Source organism: Pseudomonas agronomica (assembly GCF_025917275.1).
In the GTDB taxonomy this organism is placed as follows: Bacteria; Pseudomonadota; Gammaproteobacteria; order Pseudomonadales; family Pseudomonadaceae; genus Aquipseudomonas; species Aquipseudomonas agronomica.
On the sequence record NZ_JAOSHO010000073.1, the window covers coordinates 1 to 16496 of the forward strand.

Annotated in this window: 19 protein-coding genes; 6 read left to right on the plus strand and 13 right to left on the minus strand. The window is 57.9% G+C overall.

Annotated features, from left to right (window positions below):
* Positions 1 to 300: glutamine amidotransferase-related protein (locus tag OC610_RS08420; protein WP_408636559.1), on the minus strand; the 300-nt coding region annotated here is incomplete at its 3' end.
* A 14-nt stretch (positions 301 to 314) separates the two neighbouring features.
* Here OC610_RS08420 and OC610_RS08425 point away from each other — a divergent pair.
* Together OC610_RS08425 and OC610_RS08430 are read left to right on the plus strand one after the other, a co-directional pair.
* A complete protein-coding gene (locus tag OC610_RS08425) occupies positions 315 to 1262 on the plus strand; it encodes a LysR family transcriptional regulator (RefSeq protein WP_264427398.1) in 948 nt (315 codons plus the stop codon).
* A 93-nt stretch (positions 1263 to 1355) separates the two neighbouring features.
* On the plus strand, positions 1356 to 1889 hold the full coding sequence (locus OC610_RS08430) for a DUF1003 domain-containing protein (protein WP_264427399.1): 534 nt from the start codon (positions 1356 to 1358) through the stop codon (positions 1887 to 1889).
* 26 nt (positions 1890 to 1915) lie between these two features.
* Here the strand turns inward: OC610_RS08430 and OC610_RS08435 are convergent, their stop codons facing one another.
* Complete coding sequence (locus OC610_RS08435; protein ID WP_264427400.1) at positions 1916 to 2524, minus strand: TetR/AcrR family transcriptional regulator; 609 nt, start codon at positions 2522 to 2524, stop codon at positions 1916 to 1918.
* Positions 2525 to 2712: 188 nt separating this feature from the next.
* Between OC610_RS08435 and OC610_RS08440 the strand changes: the two genes are divergently transcribed.
* Positions 2713 to 3753, plus strand: a complete 1041-nt coding sequence (locus OC610_RS08440; RefSeq protein ID WP_264427401.1) for an MBL fold metallo-hydrolase — start codon at positions 2713 to 2715, stop codon at positions 3751 to 3753.
* Positions 3754 to 3770: 17 nt separating this feature from the next.
* Here OC610_RS08440 and OC610_RS08445 read toward each other — a convergent pair whose 3' ends face one another.
* Positions 3771 to 4088, minus strand: coding sequence for a helix-turn-helix domain-containing protein (locus OC610_RS08445; protein ID WP_264427402.1), 318 nt, complete (start codon positions 4086 to 4088; stop codon positions 3771 to 3773).
* Positions 4089 to 4169: 81 nt separating this feature from the next.
* Entirely contained in the window at positions 4170 to 4946 is a 777-nt protein-coding gene (locus OC610_RS08450) for an AraC family transcriptional regulator (protein WP_198797923.1), read from the minus strand.
* A gap of 113 nt (positions 4947 to 5059) precedes the next feature.
* Here OC610_RS08450 and OC610_RS08455 point away from each other — a divergent pair, with 113 nt between their 5' ends.
* Both OC610_RS08455 and OC610_RS08460 read left to right on the plus strand, forming a co-directional pair.
* Positions 5060 to 5875, plus strand: a complete 816-nt coding sequence (locus OC610_RS08455; protein WP_264427403.1) for a sulfite exporter TauE/SafE family protein — start codon at positions 5060 to 5062, stop codon at positions 5873 to 5875.
* Positions 5876 to 5999: 124 nt separating this feature from the next.
* Complete coding sequence (locus OC610_RS08460) at positions 6000 to 7196, plus strand: hypothetical protein (RefSeq protein WP_264427404.1); 1197 nt, start codon at positions 6000 to 6002, stop codon at positions 7194 to 7196.
* Here the strand turns inward: OC610_RS08460 and OC610_RS08465 are convergent.
* The 4 genes from OC610_RS08465 to OC610_RS08480 all read right to left on the minus strand — a co-directional run bounded on the left by OC610_RS08465 (position 7193) and on the right by OC610_RS08480 (position 11135).
* The gene (locus OC610_RS08465; RefSeq protein WP_264427405.1) at positions 7193 to 8179 is read right to left on the minus strand and encodes a hypothetical protein; all 987 of its coding nucleotides are present in this window, start codon (positions 8177 to 8179) and stop codon (positions 7193 to 7195) included. The two genes, OC610_RS08460 and OC610_RS08465, sit on opposite strands and share 4 nt — an antisense overlap.
* Before the next feature lie 113 nt (positions 8180 to 8292).
* Positions 8293 to 9498, minus strand: a complete 1206-nt coding sequence (locus OC610_RS08470; RefSeq protein ID WP_264427406.1) for a methylaspartate mutase — start codon at positions 9496 to 9498, stop codon at positions 8293 to 8295.
* Positions 9499 to 9540: 42 nt separating this feature from the next.
* On the minus strand, positions 9541 to 9996 hold the full coding sequence (locus OC610_RS08475; RefSeq protein WP_264427407.1) for a cobalamin B12-binding domain-containing protein: 456 nt from the start codon (positions 9994 to 9996) through the stop codon (positions 9541 to 9543).
* Positions 9997 to 10010: 14 nt separating this feature from the next.
* Positions 10011 to 11135 carry a fatty acid desaturase gene (locus tag OC610_RS08480; protein WP_264427408.1) on the minus strand — a complete coding sequence of 375 codons (1125 nt, stop codon included), beginning with the start codon at positions 11133 to 11135 and terminating at the stop codon, positions 10011 to 10013.
* Positions 11136 to 11245: 110 nt separating this feature from the next.
* Between OC610_RS08480 and OC610_RS08485 the strand changes: the two genes are divergently transcribed.
* Complete coding sequence (locus tag OC610_RS08485; protein WP_264427409.1) at positions 11246 to 12118, plus strand: LysR family transcriptional regulator; 873 nt, start codon at positions 11246 to 11248, stop codon at positions 12116 to 12118.
* Between the two features lie 27 nt (positions 12119 to 12145).
* On the opposite strand, the gene OC610_RS08490 is transcribed toward OC610_RS08485, so the two are convergent.
* From OC610_RS08490 to OC610_RS08510, 5 genes are all read right to left on the minus strand, one after another.
* Positions 12146 to 12766, minus strand: coding sequence for a LysE family translocator (locus tag OC610_RS08490; protein ID WP_264427410.1), 621 nt, complete (start codon positions 12764 to 12766; stop codon positions 12146 to 12148).
* 315 nt (positions 12767 to 13081) lie between these two features.
* Positions 13082 to 13591 (minus strand): BRO-N domain-containing protein, encoded by a 510-nt coding sequence (locus OC610_RS08495; RefSeq protein WP_264427411.1) that lies wholly within the window; start codon positions 13589 to 13591, stop codon positions 13082 to 13084.
* Positions 13592 to 13982: 391 nt separating this feature from the next.
* On the minus strand, positions 13983 to 15233 hold the full coding sequence (locus OC610_RS08500; protein WP_053124419.1) for a ribonucleotide-diphosphate reductase subunit beta: 1251 nt from the start codon (positions 15231 to 15233) through the stop codon (positions 13983 to 13985).
* 490 nt (positions 15234 to 15723) lie between these two features.
* Positions 15724 to 15939: a hypothetical protein gene (locus OC610_RS08505; RefSeq protein ID WP_264427412.1), complete on the minus strand. Its 216-nt coding sequence runs from the start codon at positions 15937 to 15939 to the stop codon at positions 15724 to 15726.
* A 29-nt stretch (positions 15940 to 15968) separates the two neighbouring features.
* Entirely contained in the window at positions 15969 to 16232 is a 264-nt protein-coding gene (locus OC610_RS08510; protein ID WP_264427413.1) for a DUF2790 domain-containing protein, read from the minus strand.
* Between the last annotated feature and the right edge of the window lie 264 nt (positions 16233 to 16496).

Consider the following 16496-nt stretch of genomic DNA (forward strand, 5'->3'; position numbering starts at 1 on the left):
GGCATGCTGAAAGCCGCCGCAGGTGCCGAGGAAAGGGCGACGCTGTTCGCGGGCAAAACGAATGGCTCGCAAGGCGCCTTCTTCATTTTGGTAGGGGCCGCCGGGGACGCACCAGACACCATCGAAGTCATTCAACAACGTATCGTCGACAAGCCCGTTGGTGGCCAGCCACTGGAAACGAATGTCGTGGCCCGTTTGCCTGCCAGCTAGTTCAAGTGCGAGGGGGATCGCTCGGTGAGCGGTGATTTGCGGGTCATGATCGCCGACCAGGGCGATGTTGAGGGGATGCTGTTTTTCCATGGGTGGCTCGCCGCTTGTTGATTTCTGGTTGCCACTATAGATTGGCGTTCACGCAATCAATATTGGCGTTTACCCAAGTGATCAATGCAGCCACGCACTATCGTCTGGACTATCCCGACCTGTCCCTGATCCTTGCGCTGGTCCGTGGCGGCTCTCTGGCACGTGCGGCTCGGCTGCTGGCGGTGGATGTCTCCACCGTCTTTCGCTCGGTGCGTCGTCTGGAGGCCGCCCTCGGCCAACCCTTGTTCGATAAAAGCCGTTCGGGTTACTTGCCCACGAGCCTGGCCCAGGCGTTGGCCGAACAAGCCGAGCGGGCAGAGCAAGCCTTGGAGGCGGCGCGGGTGGGCGTGGAGCAGGGCGGCGAGGTGATCAGCGGGACGGTGCGCCTGACCTGCAGTGACTCAGTCCTGCAAGCGTTGTTGTTGCCGGCGCTCGCTCGTTTCATGCCGGCTTATCCGGCGTTGAGCCTTGAACTGAGCACATCGAACGACTTTGCCAACCTGAGCCGTCGCGACGCCGACGTTGCGTTGCGATTGACCCGGACGCCGCCGGAGCACCTGGTGGGGCGCAACCTGGGCAGTGTGGCTTACCGCGTATGTGCCGGGGCTGAATATCTGCGCTCGGTCAATGCGCGGGAACTGGCGTCCATGACCTGGATCGCGCCTGACGATTTCCTGCCCGATCACCCCACCGTGGCCTGGCGTCGCCAGCACCTACCCGGCGTGGTGCCCGCCTATCGTTGTAATAGCATGCTCTCGGTCACCGAGCTGGTGCGGGCAGGCCTGGGGGTTGCGGCGTTGCCGGACTTCTTGATCGATGCAAGCAAGGGCGTGATGCCTTTGAGCGAACCGCTGAAGGGTTACGACACGGCGCTGTGGCTGCTGACCCGTCCGGACTGCCGGGCCTTGCGCTCTGTGGTGACCTTGTTCGACGAGTTGGGGCGCAATCTGCGCTGGTGCTGATTTTTAACGGAGCAAGGGTGCATGACTCAATGGATGACGCTCTCCCAACGGTTATAGTGCCTTGAGCACCCGCACTTGTCAGAGAGCATCACGATGACGAAGTCTTCCCAGCCCACACCCTCCGCAGCCGTTGACCACTTGCGCTTTCATCGCCCTCACGCCCATCTGGCGCCGACCTTTGGCAATGATCGCTTCGCGCTGAGGGCGGAGGCATTCGCGCGTTTTTTCGGGACGCCGATGTTCCTAGGCGCGCAAACCTTGATCGTCCTGATATGGGTAAGCCTGAACCTGCTAGGCGTGTTTCATTTCGACGCCTACCCGTTCATCTTGCTGAACCTGGCGTTCAGCCTGCAGTCGGCCTATGCCGCGCCGCTGATTTTGCTGGCTCAAACCCGTCAGGCCGCCCGGGACAAAGCCCAGGCTGAAGCCGATGCCCAGCATCGCGAAGCCTTGGCTGTTGCCAACAGCGAGCGCCAGGCTCAGGCCGCCCAGAACACGGCGCAGTTGCTCGAATTGCTCGAGCAGAACACTCGCCTGACGGAAATGACCAAGGCATTGACTGAGCGTATCGACAGCTTGACCACCGAAATGCACCAGAAATTCATAAGTGATTCATCCGTGCAGTAAGCCCTGCACGGGAATCCACCGGTCGATCAGGCCTGGTAGCGACTCAGGAACATGTCGAGCGTCGACTCGATCACCCGAGTCTGCTCCTCTTGGGTCAGGCTCGGTTGGCCCATTGAAACCTGCGGCCAGAACGCGAACGTTTTGAGCAGCCCATGCATCTGTTGGGCGGCAAAGGCCGGCTCAACGGGTTTCAACCGACCATCGACCTGGGCCTGGCGAATCCAGGTCGTCAGGCCTTCTTCACGTTGCCCCATGCGCGACACCATGTCCTGGGCTCGCTCCGGGGAGTGAATCGTCGCCGCGATGGCGATGCGTGCCAGGTCGAGGAAGTTCTCGTCCGCCAGCAGGTGCAATTTGGCTTGCAGCAGCGTTTGCAATTGCTCCCGTAGAGGCGCCTGAGAGCGGTAGGGCATGTCCAGTTCCGCAGTGATGCTGTTCCATAACCGATTCAGAATTTCGGCAAACAGTTCTTCCTTGCTCGGGAAATGGTTGTACACCGTGCGCTTGGATACGCCAGCAGTCGCCGCGATCCTGTCCATGCTGGTGACCTCGAAACCGCTGCTACGGAATTCAGCAATCGCGGCTTGGAGGATGGCTTCGCGTTTTCGCTCGGTGAGGCGTTGCGGTGCGGTCATGGGCATTCGTCGGTTGAAAGAGAGAATTTACACTCGGCAGTTTACTTGGCTGGAGGATTGATGCAATGTAGAAACTACACCGAGTGGTGTAGTTTTTTGAACCAAGCGGCTGAGCATGCACGTAGCGGCCATCCAGCGTCCACAACGGCGAAGCGCAATGGCGCCGACGCCCTTGGAGTTATCGCATCATGACCATTTCTTCCCCCGATAACCCTGCGTCGCGACATGAGCAGGGCAAGTATCGCAATCATGCCTTCACACCGCGTGAAGGCTTTGGCACCACCCTGCGCATCATCTGGAACATGATCTTCCACAAGCCGCACTCCACCCGTCCTGCGGGTGCCATCGACGTTCGACCGTTGACACGTGCCGCGCTGCTGGCCGCGCCGAACCACAGTGTCTTTCGCCTGGGCCATTCCACCGTGCTGCTCAAGCTGCGGGATAAATTCTGGCTCACAGACCCCGTGTTCTCCGAGCGCGCCTCACCTGTGCAATGGGCCGGCCCCAAGCGTTTTCACCAACCACCCATCAGCCTGGAAGAATTGCCGCCCATCGAAGCGGTGATCCTTTCCCATGATCATTACGACCACCTCGACCACCACGCCATCCTTAAGCTGGCGACCAAGACCCGTCACTTCCTGGCACCCTTGGGCGTAGGCGACACCCTGATCAAATGGGGCATCGATGCCAGCAAGGTGCGCCAGTTGGACTGGTGGCAAGGCACCGAGGTTGACGGCATCGAGTTCATTGCCACGCCCTCCCAGCATTTTTCCGGACGTGGCCTGTTCGACAGCAACAGCACCCTGTGGGCTTCGTGGGTCATGATCGACGGCGACACGCGGATTTTTTTCAGCGGCGACACGGGTTATTTCGACGGTTTCAAGCGCATCGGCGAACGATACGGCCCGTTCGATCTGACGCTGATGGAAACCGGCGCCTATAACGTCGACTGGCCTCATGTCCACATGCAGCCGGAGCAAACCTTGCAGGCCCATATCGACGTGAAGGGGCGCTGGTTGCTGCCCATCCACAACGGCACGTTCGACCTGGCGATGCATGCCTGGTATGAACCCTTCGATCGCATCCTGGCGCTGGCCTGGGAGCGCAACGTCTGCATCACCACGCCCCAAATGGGCGAAGCTTTCACACTGACGCAACCACAATGTGGCCGCGCCTGGTGGCTGGATGTGGAATCCTCGACGTATCAAGACCAAGCTGGGATCGCCTAGAACCTGCGCGGTAGGTTTTACTCGATCATCGCGTAATCGGGCCGCCCCATCGGGTCGGGCGTCGCGCCCTTGATGTTCATGCCGCGCCCCGGTGCGAAGCCGGGGAAGAACACCAGGCCCTCGGCTTCCAGGCGAAAGGCCAGCGCCAGGCGGGTCACGTCAAGCAACTCGCCACCGGCCTCGAAGCGCCGGATAGCCTTGACCGAGACGCCGGACTGCCGGGACAGCTCCTCGACATTCCAGCCCAACATGGCGCGGGCCTGCGCACTGTGGGCGGGGGTGAATTGATAGACAGCGATGCGTTCCAGGGTGGTTTTGATTGCGAGAGAGGCCATGAGCAGCTCCAAAGCGGCGGATTTAAAAGCACTGTGTTTTTGTACAGTTGTTTTGAGGCCGCTTCAATCTCATTTTTTTGATCAACGACCAGCGGTCATCTCCAACCAGGTACTTGGAGCATGGCCGAGCGTGCGGCGAAACATGGTGGAAAATGCCGCTGGGCTGTCATAGCCCAAGTCCAGGGCGATGCGCGTCACCGAGTCTCCGCCAGCCAAGCGAGGCAGCGCCGCCATCACGCACGCCTGTTGACGCCATTGACTGAAACTCAGGCCAGTGTGCCGACTGAACAGCCGATTGAACGTGCGTAAGCTGATGTGCAACTGCGCCGCCCATTTCACAGGCGAGGCATGGGCGTCAGGGTGTGTCAGGAACGCCTGGCATAGTTCGAGCAGCTGTGGATCCCGTGGCATGGGAAGGTGCAGCGGCAGATGGGCGCTGCGCAGCAGTTCATGCAATAGCAGACCTATCAGTGCACCGTCCCGTCCCGCCTCGTCGTATTCCGGCGCAAGCTCGACGGCTTCCATCAACAACTGACGCATCAAGGGCGACACGCTGATGACTTGGCAGCGTGAATCCATGGCCGTTACCGTGGCCGGTTCGATGTAGAGACTGCGCGTACTCACGCCCAGCATCAGTACTTCATGATCGACCCCCGGCGGAATCCACACTGCCCGTTGCGGTGGCACCACCCAGTTGCCATCCGCCGTGCTGACCTGCATCACCCCGGTGGCGCCGTAGAGTAACTGCGCGCGGCGATGGCGATGCAACGGCAACATTTGGCCGTGGGCGTAGTCGGTGCCGATGGCAACGACGGCCCTGGGTGTCGCATCCAATAGATCGATAGAGCTGTTGCGCATCGATGGGCTACTCGCAATTGGCGTAAACGCGAACATTGTTGGCTTATTTGCTACGGCGAGCCAAGCTTGGCGTTCTTATCGTAGGCATCTCCCCATTTCACGGATTCGCCGCGATGTTCTATGTATTGCTTGCCTGTTTTGGCTGCCTGAGTGGTGTGACGGCCGTGTTGTTCGGCTTCGGTGGTGGTTTTGTCGTGGTCCCACTGATGTACCGCATGCTCACCGCCAGCCACGGTACCGACGACCCAATCGGCCAATCGGCGATGCACATTGCCGTGGCCACCTCGACCTGCGTGATGATCGTCAACGCGCTGATCGCCACCGTGAAGCATCACCGCGCCGGTAATCTTATTCGTCATTATGTATGGCCGTTGGGCGGCTTCATTGGCCTGGGCGCTATCATCGGAGCCGTTATCGCGATGTGGTCGAACAGCGAAGTCATTCGCTATGCCTTTATCGTTTACCTGAGCGTGACCATTCTGGACTGCTTGTTCAGACGCGGTTTTCTGACACGATCTGACGCTGTAATCCCACGGCGATTGAGCAGTACAGAGGTCTCGGCAGGCGGGATCAGCATCGGTGTCATTGCCACTTTTCTGGGCGTGGGTGGCAGCGTCATGACGGTGCCCTTGCTGCGCCGTTGCGGGCTGAACATGTCCCGCGCGACGTCCATGGCCAACCCGTTGAGTTTGCCGGTTGCGGTGGCCGGGACGTTGACTTACATGGTCGTGGCCGGGTTTACCGAGTTTGATTTGGGGGCGTGGTTTGTTGGGTATGTGGATCTGCAGGCGTTCGCGGTTTTGACAATTGGATCGTTGGTGGGGATTCGGCTAGCGACGCCGTGGATCGGGCAGATACCGGATCGACTTCATGCTTGGGCCTATCTTGGGTTACTGGTAATCGTGATGCTGGGTATGTCAGTGGATTAATTCCCCGCGCAACGTTGCTCGGAACCATGAGGGAAGAGCGACATGTCGATTCTCGGAGGCTGATTCGGCATACTTCGAACCCTTCATTTCGTGAGCCAAGGCTCGCTTTTTCCAGGAATATTTCATGTTCAAGGGATTGTTGCTGCTGGCATCCAGCGCCACGCTATTACTTGCCCTTTGTTCGACCGCCAGTGCCGAAGGTGGCAGTGGCGTCTTTACCGGCACCCTGGGCAAGATGCCCATTGTGCTGGGACTCAACACTGCTCAAGAGGACGAGGTCATTGGTCGTTATTTCTATGAGAAATACCATCGTGACTTGGGACTGAGCGGCTCGTTGCAAGAAGAGACCCTGACGCTGGTCGAGGGCGGTACCCGTTACGACGACGGCCAATCGCTGCCAACCCTGACGCTGCATAAAACGGCCAACGGCTGGCAGGGTGAATGGAAAAATCTCAAGGGCAAGGTTCTGCCCGTGCAGTTGACCGAAGCCACGCTCCCCGCACCCGGGGCTGATCTTGCGCCCGTTATCGCCGAGTTGCGAAAAAGTGACCCTTATGAGTATCTCCGTCTGCTGGGTTTGAAACTCAAGCCGGGCAAGAAAGAGTCTTTCATGGGCCATGACTTGCAATGGTGGACGGAGCCTCAATCCGGAATTTTCCTGTTCAGCGTCGAGTCCGGCTACTCAAAAGAAGAACTGGAGCGGGTCAATCGGCAATTATTGGGTCGGCTCTGGACCGAAGTCATCAGCTACTACGGCTGTCTGTTGCAGGGCGCGGATAATGCCGAGTTCGAACAAGGTGTCGCGCCCAAATTCTTTTCACCCGATGTGATCAGTCTGAACATTTCCACAAGTTACTACTGCGGCGGCGTGCATCCGGATTTTGGCAATTCGCCCCTCAATCTCGATGCTCACACCGGCCACAGTTTGTCGCTGGAAGATGTGCTCTGGGTTGGCTCCGGCAAGCCACCGCTGTACGCCGGCCACAATGATGCGGGTGATGCTCCGTTGACCGATGAAGAGAGCCATGCGCGATACACGTACCAACGCGAGGTATTCGCGCCATGGCTGATCAAGCAATTCACCACGCTGTACCCCGACGAGATGCTGAAACCAGCGGATGAAGACAGCTGCGACTACACCGATGAAGGCGTCTGGGGATATTCCAACTGGTACTTCACCGAAAAGGGTTTGTACCTGGGGCCGTTCTTCATCCGGGCGCAGCGCGATTGTGATGATCCGGGCTGGTCGGTGCTGCCGTACGCAGTCGTAAAACAACACCCCGGTGCGGTCAAACTTCAATTGCCTGGGACGAGTGACTAGCCCTCAGCCAACCCCGGCGCCTCCCGAATAATGAAGTGATCCAGGTTCTCGATATTGGCACTGAACACCCCGAACGTTTCTTCGGGGTTCTTCTTGCTCGGCACCTGCTTCAACTCCGGCGTGACGCCATAGAAGAAGCAATACAACGGCGCATCACTGTCGATGGCATGCTTGATCTCTGCCAGGAATGCCTTGCGCTTGCGGTAGTTGTCGATCAGCTTCTTGCTCAGGTAAACGGTGACCGAGTAAGGTTTTTTCTTCGCCTCGTCCGGGTGCTTGGACCAGACCTTTGCTTCGAAGTCGATGCGAAAGCTCAGGGTGTAATCCTTTATCTCCTTGATCTTGCCCCAGTAAATCAAGCCCTTGTTGTCCTGCAAGTACTCGATCTTCTTGAAGAACGATGCATAGGGCGCCGTGTGCTCGCCGATCTTCAGCGGCTTGCGCTTGAGCAGATCCTTGTCCGCGAAGTTCGAGACGAAACATTCCACTGGGTGGGCGAAGACGCTGGTCTTGTCAGGTGTCGAGTCCTGGGCGGAATGAGCGTTATCACCGTGGGACGATAGGGTGGGCGACGTAGGCCGAGTCGCTGCCTCAACGTCCTTCGACGGATCGGACGGCTTGCGCACGTACTGACGCCGAGTCAGTAACAGTTCCGACGGAAAATGCTCCTCGCGGTCGTCATCTGCCTCAACGCTTTGCGCATCAAGCCCTGGCGTTTTCGGACTGACATAAGGGCAGCCCTCGATATGCTGGGTCGTCGGCTGATTTTTGAAATGCGGCGTGCGGATGTAATTGATGTTCTTGGCATTGAACGTCGTCAGCCGATTCCCCTCATCAAACGCCGCCCGACAGGCATCGTTGGGGCACTGAAAGCGCTCCTTGGCCGAATCGAAGGCCATGGTCTCGTCGAAATTCAGGTCCCGAACGTCATAGATCGAAAGCTTGGCATCGAGGCTGAGGCAATAGGCGGTGTCGAATTTCATCGGGGCTCGGGTCCGTGAGAGGAAGTGTATTAATACCGAAGGGCAGGGCGGGATGCACCCGAAGTTTCAACACACCAACACGCAGGCGTCAGGCTTTCTCCAGTCATTCAGCGTCAAAGCACGCAGTCATAGGTGCGGATGTTCTGCCTCAGCGCCGCCAGAAATGAGAAGGCATTTTCCACCCGCTCGCCCTGGAACCCGTGGTAATAGTTTTCTGGCGTCAGCACGGTGCCTGCGCCGCGTTTGTTGTCGGGGTGCAGGCAGTAGGGGATCGACAGAAAACCACTGTCGAAAGCACCGAGCAGGGCTTCGGACAAGTTGCTGTCGTGGGCCAGCGCGCCTTCGATCAGGCGTTTCGCGCTGCGCAGGACGCGCTGGTGCTCCTGGGAATCGAACGGAATCTGCGGTAAAACGCCGTCGGTGTTCAGGCAGTAGTCGCAGTATTCCAGCGCCGCGATATTTTCCTCTACCCGAGGAATGCGCCTTGATTCCACCGGAGTCTTGATGATTACGCGCTGCACGCCCGTGGCGCGGATCATGGCCAGCGCATCGCCAGTGATTCGGCAAAAACCGCCAAGCGAACGCGGGAAGAACCCCATGAACACATAACCGACAAAGTGATAGCTGCCCGGCGCGAAATACTCGGCCGCCAGTTGTTGGAGGGCCGTCACCGCCGCACGATCCTGCACCGGCGAGGTGCCTTGGGCGTAGGAGAACGACAGCGTCTCGATGCCATGGGCGCGCAAGAACAACCCTTCAAGGATATTGAGCGCCACCAGGACCACCGGGTCGCACATCTGTCCCATCATGCAACCGGCGAAGCTTTCGATGTGACTGTTGTCGACGCCGCTGGACAGTACCTGACAGGCTTTCTCCCAGTGACCGAACGCCTCGCGCAACGGCGTGCGACTGTACGGCAGGCAATAGGAAATCGGCCCGCCCTCGGTGGTGGGCAGACCGACTTCGACCATGCGCTCGAAAATGTGCAACGGGTTGGGTGAACCATGACGAACCTGCACCGGCAGGCGGTAGCGCGCATCGATCTCATCAATCATGGCGCGGGTCTGCGCCGGTGGATGGTTGACGATCGGATAGCCGTTGAGCATCGATTCGCTGTCGATGGCCCGTTGCGCGGCTTCAAGATTGTTTACCCGGGTGAACGCATCGAGCGTGATGGTGCACACCGTGTTCGCCCGGCTCGCTGCCGTGGCTTCCAGGCCGGCTTGCATCCGGGCCGGGTCACTGAAGCCCATTCGCGGCTGGAGCACCGGGCCACGCGCGTTGAAGCGTTCAAGAACATGAGTGTTGAAATCGATCATCCTGATCTGCCTTTATCTGCGAATCGGTAGGGGAACAACGGGTCAGCGAGCGACCCGTTTCTCCAGGTAATGCTCGGGATACAACTGGGCAGATACCAGTTCCTGAAAGGCATCGAAGCTGTTGGCCACGCTGTCGTCGAACACCTCATCGAAACCTGCGGCGCGCAGTGTGGCGCTATGTCGGGCGATGGTCTGGGGATCGTTTTCGGTGCAGATCTTGCCGCCGATATACACCCCATCGGTGTGTTTGGTTTCGCGACGAATACGCTGCGCGAGTTCAGCGCCTTCGATGTAGCCATGTCCGTTGACTGTGCTGACGACAACCATGGCGCTGGCGTGGCGGTTGAGCCGTGCAATCACCTCATCCATAGGCGTGTTCGGTCCCAGGTTCTCGACGTTGTAGCCAATGTCAGTGAGCAGGAACTCCATGAACACCAGATTCCAGCTATGGGAGTCCGAAGGCACGGTGGTAAGCAGAGCGGTTTTACTGAACGTCATCGTTAAAGTCCCTTTTAAGTTGCTGTCCTGGTTGCGTAGTACGGGAGTGCCCGTTGAAAGTTGCGAAAGTTGGTGGTCACTGAGTTGATGTAGCCCCAGTTGTCGGCATAGTTCGTGGGAAAGGGTTTGGAACCTTCGATCCTGTCGCGTTCGCGGGCAGTAATGTAGTTCGGCCAGTCTTTGGACCGCGGTCGCCGATGATGAAAGTCGTGGCACGGTGTATCGCCGACCATCACAAACACCCGGACAAACAAGTGGAACGCCAGCATCTTGATCAGCCACACGCTGATATGGGCGAAGCGTCGAACAGTTCCCGCACCTTCGGGGATGCGCAGCTCTTCGCCGATAAATACGCCGGTGGTGCTCTCGCAAATGAAGTCGATGCCGCGCCGTTCCAGTACGTCCACGCTGGGCCAGGTGTGCTCGGCCGCCAGGCGAAATGTGGTGCTGATGTGGTAGCCGGCGAAGATCGGAATCACCCACGCCACGATGAACAGATCGAAATGACCCAAGGCTGCCGACAGCAGTGCAAGGCCCGCCCAGAAGACCAGCGTCAATCCTGCGACACGGCGGTTTTCAGCCGTGGCGGTGCCCTTCAATCGGCCCCAGAAAGAACGCAGCATGGCCAGTGGCGACAGCGCGGTCGAGACCAGTTTGGTCCACAGGGTGGCGATGCTGTCGGACGGTTTTAACCCCACCACGCTTTGCAGGTAGGAGAGGGTGTCATCATCGTCGGTCAGCAGCGTTTTCGAACTGTGATGCAGAGCGTGTTCGCTCTTGTAGGTATCGAAGGGCTTGAGCATCAGGACGCCGGAAATGATCCGGCCGACGGTCATATTGGTCTCGCGCGATTCGAAGACCATGTCATGGGCACAGTTGTGGCAGATCATCACTTGCATCTGCTTGATGCCACCGGTTGCCAGGACAAAACCCAGCAGCCACAACGCAATGTTGGCCTGCGAGTAACCGATACCGGCCAACAGCGCGCCGCCGGCTATTAATCCCGCCGACACAACGATATGGTGGAACGGCTTCAGGGGGCGGACTTTATCGAGATCTTCGGGCAGAGGCTTGGCTGTCAGCCAACTCAGAAACGGCTGCATGAACCCTGGAAGGGCGCGCATTGAGTTACGTATCATCCATGTTTCCTCTAGGGTTTCGCTCCATGCAAAAACTGTAACGTGGCCTCTGGATATTTCGAATAGAAATAGGTGGGGATCGATTTTCCATTTTTGGGTATGTCATCGACATGGATTGGGATGATTTGAAGGTTTTTATCTTCGTCGCTAAATCGAACAACGTGACCGAGGCCGGAATCTCGCTCAAGGTTTCGGCCTCGACGGTGTCGCGCAAGATCGCGGCGCTTGAGGAATCGCTCGGTACGGTATTGTTTTCGAAGAAGACTAACGGTTACTTCCTGACTGAAGCGGGAAGGGCGTTACTGCCGTTGGCACTGGAAACGGAGGAGCGTTTCAAACTGATCGAGCGGCAGATGTCACAACCGGGTGATCGCATGGCGGGACAGGTGCGCATCGATTGTCCGGAACTCATGGGCACGCACTTGATCATTCCGCAACTCGCGGTATTTCACGATCAGCACCCCGAGATCAGCTTCGACTTCATTAACTCGGCGGTGTCGTCGAAACTCACACAGAGCCACAGCGACATCATTATCCGCTTGCGCAGACCGGAGAACGGTAACTTCACCATGCGCCGGGTCGGGACCCTGATGCAGGGGCTTTTCTGCTCCCAGGCGTATGCCGATGCCAACGGCCTGCCGGCCGAACCCGCCGACCTCAAGCACCACAGCCTGATCGGCTGGACCGAAGAAATGTCGTATATGCCGCTCGCCCAATGGTTGAGCGAAATGACCGGAGACCAGAGGCTGTGGATGCGTGTTTCAAACCTGAATGCGCAGCTCAAGGCCGTCGAAGCCGATCTGGGGATTGCCGCATTACCCGTCTATGTCGGGCATCAGTCCGGTCTGTGCCAGGTGTTGGCCAATCGCCCTGGGCGCAGCTCGGAAATCTGGTTGCTGCGCAACCAGGCTACCCAGGGTGTGAGCCGCGTTGATCGAGTGGTGGAGTATCTGACGGAGCTGTTTCACGGCGATATTGCATGAACAGTGGGTCTGGCCATAGAAACCTCCTTAAAGCGGGCCGATGCGCAGGAAAATCCAAACAGCAACCGCTATCAACATCAGGCCGAACGCAGCGTTCTGAAACATCAGCCATTTGGGGCGCGATTGGATCAGTTTCTGCACGGTCGACCCCATCGACACCCAGATGACGTGCGAGAGGAAGTTCAGCGAAATCAGCGCCGCACTGAGGATCAACACGACCGTGCTGCTGGTCTCGCCGGAAGGCATGAACGTGGAAAACATCACCAGCAACATCACGATCCCTTGCACGTTGCCCAGTTGTACAACAATGCCGTCCCGAAATTGCAGGTGCATGGCCTTGTCGGTGGGGACCCTCAGTGGACGACGCAGCATGCGCACACCCAGCCACAGGATGTAGAAACTGCCCACCACTTGCAGCGCCCATACCAGCGTCGGATTGTTCGTCAGCGTGTGATAAAGACCCAAGCCGACCAGCACGGCGATCAGGAAGTAAGTAATGTCGAGCCCAACGATAAACCGCACCGAACGACGCACACCGCTTTGCGCACCCGACGTCGCCACCATCAAGTTGCCAGGGCCTGCACTCAGGGTCAGCGGCACCATGGTCGATAGCCAAAGCAACCAGTTGATGCTGAGAATTTCTTGCATGTCGTCTTCCTTGATCACAACGCGGACTTGATTCCGGCAAGTCTAATTCGTGGTTGCTTCTAAGGTTATAGCGAAGAGCGCAAGGCGGTTTTCCATAAATAGGGGAAGCGCGGTAGGACGAAGGGTGAACTGCTCGTGACTCTCAAAAACAACCCAGCCATTAAGCCTGCCACCTACCTGCGCCCTAACGCCAACCCGTGGCGAGAGGGTTTAGCGAAACGTCGCATCGCCCCGCTGGGTTGCGCAGCAGCCCCAACTCCAATCCCAAACAAGAAGCCGCCGCCCGAACACGGCTGACGGCTTCTGCTTGAAGGCTCAAAACCCTCGCAAAATCCGAGAAGCTTTCCGCCACCAGGATTCGTGCTGCCCAAACGGATCATCCACCAGCACCGCCGGCATGTCCCGCAAGCGAATCCATGGCTCATCCTGCCAGTGCAGCATGCAGAGCGACATCTTCGGCCAATCCAACACGCTCAACGTAGGCCGTTCCAACTTATGCGAATAGCGCTCATCCCGCAGGGTTGGCACCACCTGATGCGTGATCCACTCTCGCAGCAATCGATACTCAGGGCAGTAGTGATAAATCAGCAGCGCATAAACGCCTGACTCGCTCAGCATCAGACGCTCTTCGGTCAAGCCGTGAACATGCACGAGCATCATCCGGCGCTGGTCAGGGTCAAGCTTGCGGGTCATGCGCTCGTCGAGGTGCTTGCTCATCAACCGCCCCAAATCGGAGGCGCTGAACCAAGCTTGGTTTTCAAGCAGAAGGGCATGAAAATTAACGTTATGACGGGTAAAAACCGCCGGAGTGTTAGCGTCAGGCATGACGGTTCTCCGAGACATACGGAGAGCAGAGCTGCGTTTTTGTGGGCATAACTACCTCTACGTTTGAAGGTTAGTGGCGCGAGCCCGACGTAGAGGATGTAAGAAAAATCCCAACTGGCTATTTCCCCACACAGAATTGCACGTGTCCTCGGACAGTACGCGATTCCATGTTCGGCGATTAGCTACTACGTTGGGCGTTTCTTAGGCACCTGCGACTAAGATAGGTAACGAGGCGATACGGGGTCAATACGGAAAAAATCTGAGTTTGTTGTAGGGCAGAGGTGGTATGCCTGTCCTGAAGTTAAACGCGGTTTGGGCCCCTGTAGAAATGCAAAAACCCCGTTTTCACGGGGTTTTAGTTACGCATGCAGCCTAGGATCTGTCTTTCGAATCAATCCCAGCTCAAAGCCCCACCCGTCTGATACTCAATCACCCGAGTCTCAAAGAAATTCTTCTCTTTCTTCAAGTCCATGATCTCGCTCATCCAAGGGAACGGATTCGTCGTCCCTGGATATTCTTCCTTCAAGCCAATCTGCGACAAACGACGGTTGGCGATGAACTTGAGGTAGTCCTCCATCATCGCCGCGTTCATCCCCAATACACCGCGAGGCATGGTGTCGCGGGCGTATTCGATTTCCAGTTGGGTCCCTTGCAGGATCATCTGGGTCGCTTCTTCCTTCATCTCGGCATCCCACAGGTGTGGGTTTTCGATCTTGATCTGGTTGATCACGTCGATGCCGAAGTTCAGGTGCATGGATTCGTCGCGCAGGATGTATTGGAACTGCTCGGCGACACCGGTCATTTTGTTGCGGCGGCCCATGGAGAGGATCTGGGTAAAGCCGCAGTAGAAGAAGATGCCTTCCAGGACGCAGTAGTAGGCGATCAGGTTGCGCAGCAGCTCTTTGTCGGTTTCCGGGGTGCCGGTTTCGAACTTCGGATCGGAGATCGAACGGGTGTATTTCAGGCCCCAGGCGGCTTTTTTCGCGACCGATGGGATCTCGTGGTACATGTTGAAGATTTCGCCTTCATCCATGGCCAGCGATTCGATGCAGTACTGGTAGGCGTGGGTGTGGATCGCCTCTTCGAAGGCCTGGCGCAGGATGTACTGGCGGCACTCCGGGTTGGTGATCAGGCGGTACACGGCCAGGACCAGGTTGTTGGCAACCAGGGAGTCGGCGGTGGAGAAGAAGCCCAGGTTGCGCATCACGATGCGGCGTTCGTCGTCGGTCAGGCCTTCCGGGTTTTTCCAGAGGGCGATGTCGGCGGTCATGTTGACTTCTTGCGGCATCCAGTGGTTCGCGCAGCCGTCCAGGTACTTCTGCCAGGCCCAGTCGTATTTGAATGGCACGAGCTGGTTGAGGTCGGCGCGGCAGTTGATCATGCGCTTTTCATCGACGGCGACACGGGCGGAGGCGCCTTCGAGTTCGGCGAGGCCTTCGGCGACGTCGAGTTTGTCGAGGGCGGCCTTGGCGCGAATGATCGCGGCCGAGTCGCTGGCCGTCACGGCCCGGGCTTCGAGGGCGGCGGCACCGCCGGCGCTGTCGAGGCGGTCCATGTTGGCTTCAGAAGCGTGGCCGGCGTTGGCGCCTTTTACAGCGACTTCGCCACTGTCTTCTTTGTCGAATTCGTCCCAGCTCAGCATGACGTGTCGTCTCCTGCGTGAGGGCCAGATGCCCGATGAAGGCCTACTGGCCGCGGTGGATCTTGAAAAAATCGTTTGTTGCAGCAGCTGACGCAGGCAATAAACAGAAAAATGTACGGGTCATTCTGGAGCAGCGGTGAACGCGAGGAGGCGATGGGCCCCTGCGTGGGCTCCAGGCTGGCGTGATCCCCTGTAAGGGAATATTGCAGGCCCGTTTAAGGCGGCATTATAAGGACTTTTTTGCCTACGTGGTGCGGCGAAATAGCTCACAGAAGGGGCGGCGGGGGGTATATCCGCGTGGGAGCGAGGGTTTACAAGGCTTTGGCCGTTGAAGATTTTTTTTGCAGGGTGCGGATCGCGGTTTTTTTTGATCAAAAAACCAGCGTTTTTTGCGGTTTTGCACTACATGTTGTGTTTGTGAAGGGTTTTCGGCGGTTCCAGACACAACCTGGCCCGACCGAAATCGGGCCATGGAAGTTGCCAGTAATGATCAGTCGGTACGCGCCGAATCGGCATGGTCGCGGTCATCGGTGGCGACGGTCGCGGTGTGTGTGCGGTCGTGATCGTCGGTGGCGATCGTGGCGGAATCCGTCAGGTCCTGGCGCTTGATTGCGGCGGCGGAACCGGTGCGATCGAAGCCGTCGGCGGCGAAGGTACTGGCAGCCAGTACAGACAGGGCCAGGGTGAGGATCAGTTTGCTTTTCATGAAGGTTGGTCCTGATTCGATTAGGTTGATCAGCCGTTGGAGCAACCGTTGCCCATGACGCTGTAGCGCAGGATGTGGCGTTGGCCCTTGGAGTCGTCGTATTCCATCTTCGCCGGGACCACTTCGCAGACATTCGGGATGTCGCTCATGTAGATAACCTTGGCGATGTCCAGGTGGGTGGAATAGGTGTATTCCTCGATTGCCGGTTTTTGCTGTGCAACATCGGTCGGGGTCTCATCCGCCATCGCGGTGGCGCAGAGGCTGCCGAGGACCAGAACCCATAGAGCTTTCATCTGTATTTCACCTTTTTTGAGGTCGAGTGGGGTCACGCAACCTTTTTGGGGTTGCGTGTGGAGCAAGTGTTGGAAGTTGGATCAACGGCCTTCGTGGGGGCTGTGTTGCGTCAATCGTGTTTGCCGGTTGGCGAGATGGATTTTAGAAGGAGGGGATGGGGGTAAACAGACTCGGTTTTGATAAACACTGTTGGTTGATCTGGTAATAATCGACTGGGAGTCGGAGGCTGTCTGGTGAATTGATATTGGATGGGCAGGCGCCAT